This window comes from Bradyrhizobium sp. CCBAU 53421, from assembly GCF_015291625.1.
GTDB lineage: Bacteria > Pseudomonadota > Alphaproteobacteria > Rhizobiales > Xanthobacteraceae > Bradyrhizobium.
Map to the genome: position 1 here is coordinate 8,025,729 of NZ_CP030047.1, position 12,486 is coordinate 8,038,214.

Below are 12,486 nucleotides of genomic sequence, written 5' to 3' on the forward strand. Positions count from 1 at the left end.
ATCAGAACTTCACGTTGAGGGTGGCATTAAGTCCGTTCTGGGTGATGCCTGAACCGAACTGGCCTTGATAGGTGATGCCAAGGGTGCTGTTGCTCGAAAGTTGGAAGTCCAGACCGGATTTCACGAGTGCCACATCCTTGCCAACGGATACGCCTGAAGCTGCAAACGCGCTGGAACCTGCAGCAAAGCTGGCAGTCGGCAGCGGAATAATGTCACCTAGGGCATGACGCCAGCCAACGTCAGCGCGCGCAGTCATGGCAATGTGGCCAAGTTGAACACGGGTGGTCGCGTAGACGCCAAGCGCGGAGAGCGTCGTATCCATCGTGTCAGCGCGAACATCAAGCGCCGCCCCGTTCAATCCCCTTTCGTAAAAAGCATCCGTCGCGACGCGAACGTGGGCGAGATTGGCATAGGGTTCGATCATGGAATACTTGCCGAGATGGACTTTGTAGCCCAATTCTCCAAAGATCTGGAAAGTGCGTGCATCGTGATCCGAGATCAAGTTGTCGTTGAACCCTGGGAACCGAACGTTGCGACTCATCTCAAGATCATGCCATGTATAGGCAATGCCTGAGCGGAGGGCGAGGGTTCCTTCCGGCAGGGTCCACTCGGTGCCTGCATAGGTCCCGACCGTGTAATTGTCACTGCGGCCTGAAGAAGAAGCCGCGTCAGCCTTGAAAGTGGAGCGGCTATAGCCCGCAAGAACACCGAAGCGCCAGTCCTCAAATATCGGCCTGTCGATCCCGGTCATGAAGCCGCTGATGCTGGATCTGGTGCTTGCGGCATTGCCGTCACCTGATTGGGTCGTCCATCCGCCAAAGGCAGAAGCCCACGCGGCATAACCCTGCAGGTCATAGGATGGCGGATTAGAAGACACCGCGGCGATCGCACTGATGGCGGAGGCAGATTCGCTACCCGGCCTTTTCTGCTCAGGACCATAACCGATTGCCGCCATCGCTGATGATGGCGCCCCGCCAAACGCCTGTTCCAGGCGGTCGTAGACCGCCGATCGCGCATAGAAGCTGTCATTGATACGTCTACCCTGTTCGGACGCATAGATGGAGGGCGAGAGCTGTCGCAGCGCAGATGTCACCGCCGTGCCGTTGGGCGAGGAAAAGTCGAGTGCCGCGACGAGCGGGTGCAGCCCCGACGCAGCGTTGCCGGCGACTTGATCGAGCGCCGCGCCTACCGCGCGGCTGTTGGCATCGGCCCCATATCGTGAGTAAGCATCGGATGGGCGGGAGAGTGTCAACGCATAGGTGTTGCCGCCCTCGGCCGTAGCACTCGCCAGCAAGGTTGGCGATTGGAGCGATGTCGTCACGTTCGTAAACGAGCCCGTGAGATTTGTTGCAGTTAGCCACTGGTTGGAGGAGAAGCTGAAGCCGCTGCCATACCAGCCGCGCTGCGGGGTGATCGTGAGCGTGCCCTCGAGCGTCGCATTGCCGTTCACCACCAGACGGCTGAACGCACCGCTATCATTCACCGCGACCTGCAAGCGACCGGTCGAGGTCTGCACATAGTCGCCATTTACCGTTATGCTGTTGTCAAGGCGACCGACAAGCGGCGCGACAGCACCGCTATTGGTGAAGCGGCCATCGGTATTGAGCAGATAACTGCCATTGCCGGACAAGGTTGCGCTCTGTGCGACAGTTGCGTCATACAGTTCATGATTTCCGGTAAACAGCGTGACGCCGCCCGACAACTGCAACGACAGGTTGCGTCCAATAATATTCCCTTCATAACGGGCCGCAAAGCTTTGGTCTGGCTCCTGCGTTGAGTGACCGTTCGCATCAGGCGTCATACCGAATGTCAATTTGGTCAGGCGTAGAGCACCGTTCTCGTCAAGCTGGGCGTAGTCAGACAGGATGTCCCCTGACAGCATTGCGCCACGCATTACGTTGATCTCGCCGACATAACCGTTGTTCGACATGTACATCGCTGCATGACTACCAGCCAGGCGCCCGGTCAGATCGAACTTGCTGACGAGGGGACCCTCGATTTCGTTCAGCATCGGCGCCGCTTTATTGCCGATCGTGCGAATATACGATCCACGATATTCATAGTCATTACCCATCGCGTTGTTGCCAAAGTCAAAACTTGCTGCGATGCCATGCTCGCCGAGAGCCTGCACGTTTCCGCGCTGAGTAAACGTATGATCCTTGCCATAGGCGAAAATGACGCCGCGCCCATAGGCGCCGTCGGCGTATACGCGGGTCCCAGGCGGAATTATGATCTGATTGTTTTCGCCATCGACGCGGATGCCGGCGCCGCCTGCTCCCTTCGAAAGCAGGTCGGCATGCTGAACCACAGCATTGCCGCTGCCATAGACGTGCAGCCCTAGTCCGAGCGTGGCTATGTTGTATGTATTTGGCAGATAGCCGGTGCCGTCGGCGTTACGAGCGAAGAAGGGATGGTCGTTTACCAGATTCAGGCCGTTTCCGTAGATTGAATAGCCGAAGAATTTGCGCCGATCGATGCTGTAGCCGATGTCCTGCAAGGCGGCGATCTCCGCCTCCATCAAAGAGGTGTAGTTGCGGTATGCCTGGTGGCTCATCAGGCTGTTCTTAAGCTCGATGTGCGAGGCGAAGGGAACATCCCGGCGTTGACCATGCTCGTCCATCACTCGCACCGGAATACCTGGCATCGCGCCAGCGAGCACTTCACTCACATGCTTGCCGGCGAAATACCCCCGATCGCGACGCAGGTCAAAAACCTCGTCAGTTCGCGGGTTCGCGCAGACGGCGCAATAGATCGTCTGTCCAGGTTTGGCTTGTTTGCCATTGTCGTCGTACAAATGCTCTGTCCAGGCATTTGTCTTTTCCGGGAAATAGGTTGATAGCAGCCCAGGGAAATCCGGGGATGGTTCATAGCCGATAGTACTGCCGATGCCGAGATCATGGCCGAGCTCATGGATCATTACCGGAGTAAGACCTATCTTTGGAGTCATCGGCAATTGCGAAGGGATGTATGCTTCGGATGCAAACCCCATCTGGCCGATTGTAACCATGGCATGCGCGCCGTATTGCAGCTCGCCCGGATCTTGACCCGTGAGTGCCGCCTGCACTTTGGTGCCGCCACCGGGGGACGTATCGAAATTGGCATATGCGGTGTTAGCGCGAATTCCACCAATGTTGACGACGGCCGGCGACTGCCCCGGCATGACGTTGATGATCTCGGCCCAATGCCGAATCGCCGCAAGCGAATGATCTACTTCCCACTGCGGCAAATTCCGGAGCGAACGCTGCCCGCTGTCACCTCCTTCCCAATAAGGGCCATCGCCGATACCGAATATCCGCGCCCGCATGAAGGGCACGCCGTTCGAATCGCTGACATCGTAAGTTTCAACGGCCCTACTGGGCGAACCTAGCAAAGCATTAACCGCAAGTATGATGGTCGTAACTGTCTTCGTCTTCATACTACACTTTCTATTCGAGCGGGTCTGCTCGAGGCATTGATTGCGGGCGCGCTCTGCCAAATCCAACTTTGCGCGCCCATGCACGCAGATGCGCGAGCGTATTGGTCAGACTCGGCCGTGCACCTTCGCGGGGCCATAGCCCGACGGCAGCGCGTCAATGCAAAAGGAAGGCTATTTCCCTGGGTTGGCCTTGATGAAACCAAGTCCACTCACGGAGGTGGGTCCCCATAGCTGGTGACTTGATTTCAAATTCCTGGAGCTCAGATTCTGGCACATCACATTTGCCATTTGCGTCCCGCCGAGCCGCGGCTCGCCTGACCGACTATGACCGCTTGATGCCTGCGGCGCCGCGCCGATGTCGATCAGTTTCATGGTGACGTTAACAATGCGAACCCCTATTGTCTTTGATCGCGCGAAGATCCTGCATTCTGCAGCAGACCAATCCGACAAGGCGGCGGCCGCGCGCAACTAACAAGCAGCAGAGCAAAAGCCGGGCCAAATCGCCTGATCCGCCTACCGTGCGCAACCAGCCGAACGCAGCAGCACGCGGCGGTCCTTCGTGTGAAAAGTGGTCACTGCCTGTTCGGTGCTCGCCAATATTGTCGCAAACGCGCCATTGCACGGGAGCACAACGACCGGCCCGCCCGACAAATTGCAGCGCAGTTCCTTTGTTCATCTTCGCTGGCGATGCCGCGATCGATCAGTTCAAGATCTAATAAAAGGAGCTGCAGCAGACAGGCATTTTTATTGCACTCAACGCCCCGAGCTCGCCCTGGCCTGCGTCAGGCACATGTGGAGCTCCGGAGCGCGTAGCCAGCCATCTGAAGCTAGACGACCTTTAGAGAAAGTGGAATGCAACGTGCGCGACTTGGCCGATCTAAATGTTCGAGCACGGCGATCGTGCTCGAGACGGATCGAGGATGGCCGGGCAATTCACTCGGAAGAAGCTGGGGCCGGTCCTCATTGCGGCAGACCAACGCTTGACCGGACACGCCGTGTTGGGTGCAACGATCGGCAATATTCTCGAATTCTACGACTTCGGGACCTATAGCTTCTTCGCTATCCAGATCGGTCAGGCGTTTTTCCCGGCAAGCGACCCGTTCGCCAGCCTCATGATGTCGCTCGCGACGTTTGGCGCCGGTTTTGTGACGCGACCGATCTGGGCCATCGTACTGGGCTCGTACTCGGATCGGGTCGGGCGCCAGCCCGCGATGACCACCAGCTTTGCAATGATGAGCACCGCGATCCTTGTGTTGGCGGTTACACCTTCGTACGAGACAATAGGAATTGCCGCTCCGTTTCTGGTTATTTTCGCACGCTTGGTGCAGGGCTTCGCGCTGGGCGGTGAGGTTGGCCCGACGACCGCCTATTTGATGGAAGCCGCCCCGGCGGAGGCCCGCGGTCTTGCTGTCTCGTTTCAGCCTGCCAGCCAGCAGATAGCTGCAACCGCCGGAGCGTTGGTCGGAGAAATACTCTCCCTCACCATGACAAGCGAGGCACTTTATGCGTACGGATGGCGGATCGCACTTCTGCTTGGCGCCGCTACGCTGCCGTTTGGACTTTGGTTGCGGACCGCCCTGCCCGAAACGTTGCACCGCCCCAAAGCGCCGGCTCCCGTCGTCCGGCCTGTAAGGAGATCGCTTGCCGCTCGCCGCTTGATAAGTTTGGGTTTCGTTGTTTTGGCCAGCTGCACGATTATCACCTACGTCACGGGATATATGACCACCTATGCGCTGAACACCCTGCAAGTTTCTGCGCCTCTCGCCTTTGCCACCACGCTCGTCACCAATACGGTAGCAATTGCTGCCGCGCTGCTGGGCGGTTGGCTCGCGGATCGGGCCGGACGCCGCTGCATCATGATATGGCCGCAGATCACTGCCTTGCTGATGACCTATCCGGTGTTCTTGTGGATCGTAGAGAGCCGCAGTGCCATCGCGCTTCTCGGAGGCCTCGGCGCACTCACCCTGGTCGGAACGATCCCGTACAGCGCCTTCTATGTGAGTATGGCCGAGAGTTTACCCAAGAACATTCGCGGTGGCGCCTTTGCGACGATTTACGCTTTTGCGATAGCGATCTTCGGAGGTACAGCTCAACCCATCGTTGCCTGGCTCATCCACGTTACCGGAAACACGCTGGCGCCCGCCTGGTACATGCTTGTCGCCAGCGGCGCCGGTCTCTGCGCCATGCTGATGATGCCCGAGACCGCGCCGCCGAAAACTTCAAAGCGCTGCGAATAAAGCCAAGCCTATCGCAGCGCTGGACGATCTGGTCACAGGTCACTCTCCGGACATATCGCGCTGCGTCATGTCTTCCGGCAAGGAAGTAGATCGGCCTGGGCGATGGCAACGGTTGTCTCGATGAAGCGTTTGATTTTTCTAAGGAAGCTCTGGTGTTGCGCCGGGCCTACTTGTCGGGCTTGGGTTGGCTCGGCGAACTTGCCTGCCGCGCTCTTCCAACCAAGATCGCCGCTATCGTCTTGGGCCCTCAAAATTCCTGTCAGTCTATTGACCGCTCATGCCGCAAAGGAATTCTTCCGAAGCCCGTCAGCTTATCGACAGCTAAGCCTCATAACGTCACATGCTTATCCACACTGACGGGTCCCGCTGATCTCTCCTCGATCTGGCGGTGGATAATGGAATGGACCCTAAATAGTATCAGGCTAGTCAACGCCTCGGACTCCGTGCGGACGTCCTGTGCTTGGCTGCAACCGCCCGGGCGCATGGATCGGCGTGTTTGGCAGTCGCAACCTGGGCCTTGATCGCCTGCAATTTTGTTCGTCCCTTATCATCCATCCGCATGACACCTATCGACTCGAAAAACACCGATCCGGCGCACCTTCCTGATTGGCGTAGGAGGCAGTTAATGGACCCAGGGCGGCCCCAGTGAGGCATCACCCACTGCTCCCGAAGCTTCCGAGCGAGTCCATCGGCAAAGTCATCTGTGCGGTCTCACTCTGGCCGCAGCGGGCCGGGTCGGATCATTGACCAGAGCACGGGTCACGACCGCGATCCAACGAACCCTGAGGCGGCCGCCGCTAGAGCAACGCTTCAGGTGCTCAACGCCCGCGGCAACCGCTGGCCAGTTTGCCCGAGACATTCCCGGATGAACTCCGCCAGTTCGATGCCGGCGCAATCATGACCGCGCTGCCCGAACCCCTCCCAAGCGAGCTCAGTGGCTTAGCAACGCTTACGGTGAGCCCGTTCCAATCCAATCATCTCGTCCGGGCGTTAGAGCCTGTACCCATAGTGTGGCACGAACGCCGCTCTGCCCCAAACGCAACTGGTGAGCTATTCGAACTCGTCAGCCGCAGGACGTGCAGCGCTGCCAACAGCGCCGTAAACACCATCGTCAACAACAGGATTGCGACAGTGGCTTCCCGGATGTCGTGGACCTGCCAGCCATATCCCCTGGCGTCAACGGCCTCTCCTGTTTGTCCCATCATCCAGGGCACGATGTGTGTAAGACCGGCACCTAAATAGAAAAGGATGCCTGTCAACGACAACTTGAAGTCCATCCTTGGAAGCGTCAGGATCCAACTTCGGCGCAGATAGAGCGCGAAAGATTGAAAAATCAACCATGAAGTGAGAAGCCAGCCGAGATAGTTGGAGAGAGGAACACCAAACACTCCACCGCCGTCGTGCCATATCCAAGCCTTGGCGATAGTCGCATTGGGGGCATCCATCACCAGATCCAATTGGGTCACGACGAACGCGGCGACGACTGGCAGAGCGATCAAGTTGAAAGTCTGATCGAGCTGACGATCGGCCCCATCAAGTAGGATCGACGCCACTGTCCACGAAAAATAGCCAGCCCCGAACCAGAACGGTCCGATGATGAGTGGAACGAGGCCGATATTGGGGAGATCCGCGCCCAACTCGAAATGATAGCGGCCGAATGGAAAGCCCGTAGCGGTGCCAAGGCTTTCCATTGTGAACGCAATCGCGTTGCACAAAACAAACAGTATTGAGGCTTGGCGCAGACCATAGTTAAGAGAGGCATGGATCAACGCGCAGGCGATGAAGAGTGCCGCGAGCGCTTGCGCGAGAGGACTTGGATTCCAAGAGAAGCCGATTGCGGCTGCGACAATGCTGGCGATAGAAGCCCAAAGGGTAATTTTCTGCCAAGTCCAGAGCCCATTGCCGGAAACATCGTCTCGTCTCATCGTGTTTGCCCCATTGTAAGTGACGGAACACACAACGAATCGTAACCGGCGTCTCGCACCTCGAAGCGGGCGCTAGGATTTACTCTACGCTCGTTGAGAATGTGATTGCGCGCGCCGCAACGCGACCTTGCTGTGATCAAGTTCGTCGTCTGCACTACTTCATCATCGCTTCGACCTCTGTACGAAAAGCTTGCCGCGAATTGTCCCGCGAATAGAACATGTGGCCGCCGGGCAAAACGACAAGCTTGACGCGCGGAGCCGAGGCAAATGGCGGCAACTGATCGAGCAGGATTTGTGACTCGAAATACGGCGTGACGAGATCAAACAGGCCGTGCCCGACGAGCAATTTCATGGCCCGGTCCGTTGCCAGGATCTGGCGCAATTCGGAGAGCGATTCGGGAGGGTTGCGGCCGAAGTCCCAAGCCTGGACGACAGCGCCGTTGGATAGCTCATACGAGCCGCCGGGCCGCCAGTTAAGCTTGCGAGTCAGGAGATCGACCGTGGCGCTCGTCAGAGGCGCCAGCAATGTATCGCTCGAGGGATCCCTCGAAACGTGAAGATCCGACTCCGGATATGGATCCAGGCCACGCACCGAGGCGTCATAATTGCCGACGAGCTTGCCGTTCTTACGATCAAATTCACGACGGAACTCGGCTGGGTCGAAGCGGCCCGCAAGCCGGCGACTCACCGCCTTGTCAATGCCGGTCAGCGCCGCAGCCTTGTCGGCCAGACGCATGGTTGCTTCCTTGTCCGCCTGGCCCTTGATAAGATCGACCAGATACTCGCCGCGCGCATAAGCTTCCACGTCGGCGAGATCGGCTCGCTTTACTGGCCCCTCTGCTTCACGCAGTGTAGCGACATAACTCGGCAGTCTTGCGACGTATTGCAGCAGGCTCGTGCGCTCGAACTGGCCGGAGTCTAGTCTTGGCGAGACCAAGATCAGGCCCTTGACGCCTATGCCCTGCCGCATCTGCAACTGGTGCACAACCTTTGGCCCACGAATGCCTCCATAGCTTTCACCCACGATGTATTTCGGCGACAACAGCCGGTCATGCTTTTCGAGCCAACGGCGGACCACCAGCGCGAGCGAGTTGACGTCGCCCTCAACGGAGAAGAAGTGCTTGCGCACGTCATCGCTGGTCTTCACAAAACGGCTATAGCCGGTGCCTACCGGGTCGAGAAACACCAGATCGGTGAAATCGAGCCAGGTTTCCGCGTTTGGCCTCGCCTCCGGAAATGTCGATGGCGTGACCTCGTCAGCATTGATCGGCAGCCGCCAAGGTCCGGCATTGCCGAGCTGCAGCCAGGCCGATGATGAGCCTGGTCCGCCGTTGAAAAAGAACGTTACCGGGCGTGTGCCGCGATCGGTGCCGTCGAGCTGATAGGAGGTATAGACGATGTCAGCTTGCGGCTCGCCCTTGTCGTCGAAAAGGCGGATGGAACCGGCGGTCGCGACGTAAGCAAGTGTCCGTCCAGGGAGCTCGAGTGTGTGCCTGGTGCTGGAATCCGGCGGCAAGCGATGCGGCTCAGCAGCAGACGGCATACTCGGTGTTTGGCCGGCGCAACTGTTTTGGCCGGACGGCGTCGTGACCCGGGCGGGCCGCGGTGGATCGTCGGCTTGCGCGCTTCCCATCACCGCGCAGGCAAACAGAATCAGTGCAAGAGAACTGCGGTACAGTGCGATCAGCTGCATCGGGTTTTCCTGGTCCGGCGCGCACCTTGGTACGCGAGACATGACGTCACAACGGCCTTACCAGTAGCTCATGCCGAGGAACTACAAACCCACTAGATCCGGTAGTGGCGACCACCCTACCGCGAACTAGAATGGTATTTTCCGAAAGCTGGGCGGCTAACAGCTTACGCGGACCATTGAAGTCGATCGCTTTCCACTTGGGCTAATCCCTCATTTTCCGTCTTGAGCGACTTTTCAAACGAGCGTTGGGTAACATTGGCTAAGATGCATCCCTCGGCTGACGCAGAAGAATTGAGCTCGACTGAACCAGCCTTTCACCTGTTACCTATTCCATGCCAGCTGTCGCGCCTTTGAATCGCAAATCGACTGAACATGAACCCTGGCCGGATATTCCCGAGACGACGTGGCAGCTCGAACGTCCCGTTCTGTCCAGCTTTAGCCACCGGATTTACCGGCCGGCTGTTCGCAATGGCTTGGTTCGTCTAACTTGCAGACATTCCGTAATCGGCAATCATAAACCGGCAGACGCGCGGCTGAGCATGCGCCTCGCCTACGCCTGAAAAGCGCAAGGGGTCAGATCGACGACGACGTCGGTTGTAGAGATGACACCTCTGCGATGCGTAATCGCCAGCACGGTCACATCTTCCGCTAGGCTGCGAATATGGTCCATGATGTCCCGCTCGGTTCGTTCGTCAAGGGCGGAGCTGGCCTCGTCGAGAAGAAGGATCGCTGGCTCGCCATAGAGCGCACGGGCTATAGCAATACGCTGGCGCTCCCCGCCTGAAAGCTTCAAACCGCGTTCTCCAACAGTCGTTTCAAATCCGTCCGGCTGCGCCTCGATAAATGGGAGAATAGCGGCTTTTTCCGACACGCAGCGAAGGCGTGCCTCATCGCGGGGCCGACCTAGCAGAATGTTGTCGGCCAGCGACTCATTGAGCAACATTACGTCCTGCGGCACGACAGCAACTGCAGCATACCAATCCGTGCGATCGATACCCGTTATATCGGTTCCATCGACCAGAATACGGCCGCAGTCTGGCTCGATTGACTTCAGGACGAGCCTAAAGATTGTCGACTTCCCCGATCCCGTTTCGCCAACAAGAAAGGTAATCCCGCCCCGTCCAGCCGAAAACGAGACGTTCGCGACGCCACGGCCGTTTTCGTAGGCATAACCAATGTCCTCGAAAGATAGCTGGCCAGCGGTGGGCGTGAAATCATGAGCATGGGACGTTCGCCGCTCTTCTGGTGCGCCCCACAGTCTGGTGAGAGGGATGAGGTCGGCACGCGACTTCGACGCGTCAGAGATCGCGCGCGCAACCATCTCGAAGGGCATACTGAGTTGGAGTATAAGCGTGTTGAATAGCACAATGTCGCCGATCGAGACCACGCCGGCCTGGTAGTCGGGAACTAGAAGGAGAAGAGTGACGGCAAATTGTAGCGCGACGGCTAAGCCGAGCACGGCGATGTAGGGCAGTCGTTGAAGCACGTAGGACCGGAAGTTATCGCGCATCTCCTGCGCTTTCATCCTAAAGCGCTGGCTCATCCAGGCATGACTGCCAAAATGGCGCAACGTGTCCATGGCGTTCATGACGTTACCGACGAACCGTGCATTCTCCTGTCCGGCATCGACGGCCCGGTCCAGAAATACGCGCGCCCGACGCGTCGAACTCCAGGTCAATGTAATCGTGGCAGTCCCATAAGCGACGACGATTGCGGCGACCTGAATATTGACGAGCGCGCCTAGAGTAGCGATCGTAAGCAGAAGCTGCGCGGCAGCAGGCAAGAAGATCGTAGTTCCAAGCTGGACCATCGTGATCAACGCGCTGCGCCCGCGCGCGGCCGCGCTCTGTATTTCCACGGGATTGTTCTCAAGAAAAAAGGCCGCGGTCTTTCTCAGGATGCGGTGGAAAAAGCGAGTTGCTGCGATAAAGCCCAGGTTCTCTGCTGTCATAAAGGAAAGATACTGCAGCATACGCTGAAATGCGGACGCTATGCCAAGCAGGACCGCATAGCCGGCGAACCCCCAGGCGAGCACCGACGTACCTTCACTGCGCGGAAGACGATCAATCAGACACGAGAATACATAGGGGGCTGCGACGCTGCTCGCGCTTGAGATCAGCACCACCGTGGCAACGACGAAAAGCAGGCACCGATCGGACCGCCAGTACACATGCAAAATTTCGGAAATCGGCGACAACGCTGTGTACTTTGATATATCTGCGACACGTCGAGGGACCGGCGTGCTTTGCTTTGCGCAGAGAGCGGCATCGCCTCGTTCGCACGAACTAGACTTGAAACGAACTTGTGTAAAGGTGTTCGATGCCGGCTCACCGAAATTTGCTATCGCTAACCGGTGGGCTTCAAATGAGCTTCGTCCAGCGTCGTCATGCAACCCCGCCAGTCTTGGTAGATTGCCGCCCGGTTTCTCACATGAGATACGTCGTGTCGTGGCCGACAACTGGCGCGCCACACTATCGGCCTCTTACTGAAGCATAGGATGTCGAGACGACAAGAATCCGATCCGCAAGGAACACGACATGAAGAGTGCAACTGCAGACCCACGCAAACGGCCCGCGTCTGATGCGACTGACCTTCCTCTACCGGTTCTGCCGCCCCCCACTATTAAGACGCCAAAGGGACCTCTACCTAACGATAGTGCCACGGAGGGCTGGCTTAAAGATTGATTGCATCATTCTTCACTCTCTGTTGCCGCCCCTCACCCTCACACGAGGGGCGCTCGAGTTTGCATCCAGAACAATGCTCAAGGCTACTCTGAGAATAGGTGATCTGGAAATCTTCGATCCCGCCGTCGGAGACTGCTCAATAGCAATCGGTGAAAGCTGCATCCGGCCATTCCAGCATAAGAGCCTTGAGAGCTTTTTGCTAAAGAACTCTGACCAATGGTTCTTCGTCATACGGGAGCGTCAACGAGTAGCAGACGAGTTCGGCACCCGCCCCGTCGCCACAGCTAACGCTTCTGCGGATCAGCTTCGTCAGCACTACCAACAATGCATGCACTGGCCGCTTGACTTTGTCGTGATCGAGGCCGCCCGCCGAGGTTCCCCGCTTGCGGGTACGAGCCGGCCATATCGGCAGCCTGCCGATCTACTTCCACGTGGAGGAACGCACTCGTACGGTTACACTCTCCTGGGATTTCGTCGATTGTTTGAGTACATCGCGAGCGATTGATGCAGAGATCATAGCTCATCACCTGTC

The 12,486-nt window shown here is 57.9% G+C and carries 5 protein-coding genes; 1 reads left to right on the forward strand and 4 read right to left on the reverse strand.

Going from position 1 to position 12,486, the window contains the following annotated elements; genetic code table 11:
* Nucleotide 1 precedes the first annotated feature (1 nt).
* The gene (locus XH92_RS37330; protein WP_246787960.1) at nt 2–3,415 is read right to left on the reverse strand and encodes an autotransporter domain-containing protein; all 3,414 of its coding nucleotides are present in this window, start codon (nt 3,413–3,415) and stop codon (nt 2–4) included.
* Nucleotides 3,416–4,335: 920 nt separating this feature from the next.
* Here XH92_RS37330 and XH92_RS37335 point away from each other — a divergent pair.
* Nucleotides 4,336–5,652: an MFS transporter gene (locus XH92_RS37335; protein ID WP_194456519.1), complete on the forward strand. Its 1,317-nt coding sequence runs from the start codon at nt 4,336–4,338 to the stop codon at nt 5,650–5,652.
* Between the two features lie 974 nt (nt 5,653–6,626).
* Here the strand turns inward: XH92_RS37335 and XH92_RS37340 are convergent.
* The 3 genes from XH92_RS37340 to XH92_RS37350 form a co-directional block, all read right to left on the reverse strand.
* The gene (locus tag XH92_RS37340) at nt 6,627–7,577 is read right to left on the reverse strand and encodes a carotenoid biosynthesis protein (protein WP_194456520.1); all 951 of its coding nucleotides are present in this window, start codon (nt 7,575–7,577) and stop codon (nt 6,627–6,629) included.
* 154 nt (nt 7,578–7,731) lie between these two features.
* The gene (locus tag XH92_RS37345) at nt 7,732–9,120 is read right to left on the reverse strand and encodes a S10 family peptidase (protein WP_371818110.1); all 1,389 of its coding nucleotides are present in this window, start codon (nt 9,118–9,120) and stop codon (nt 7,732–7,734) included.
* 700 nt (nt 9,121–9,820) lie between these two features.
* Nucleotides 9,821–11,467: an ABC transporter ATP-binding protein gene (locus XH92_RS37350; RefSeq protein ID WP_246787961.1), complete on the reverse strand. Its 1,647-nt coding sequence runs from the start codon at nt 11,465–11,467 to the stop codon at nt 9,821–9,823.
* Nucleotides 11,468–12,486: the final 1,019 nt, after the last annotated feature.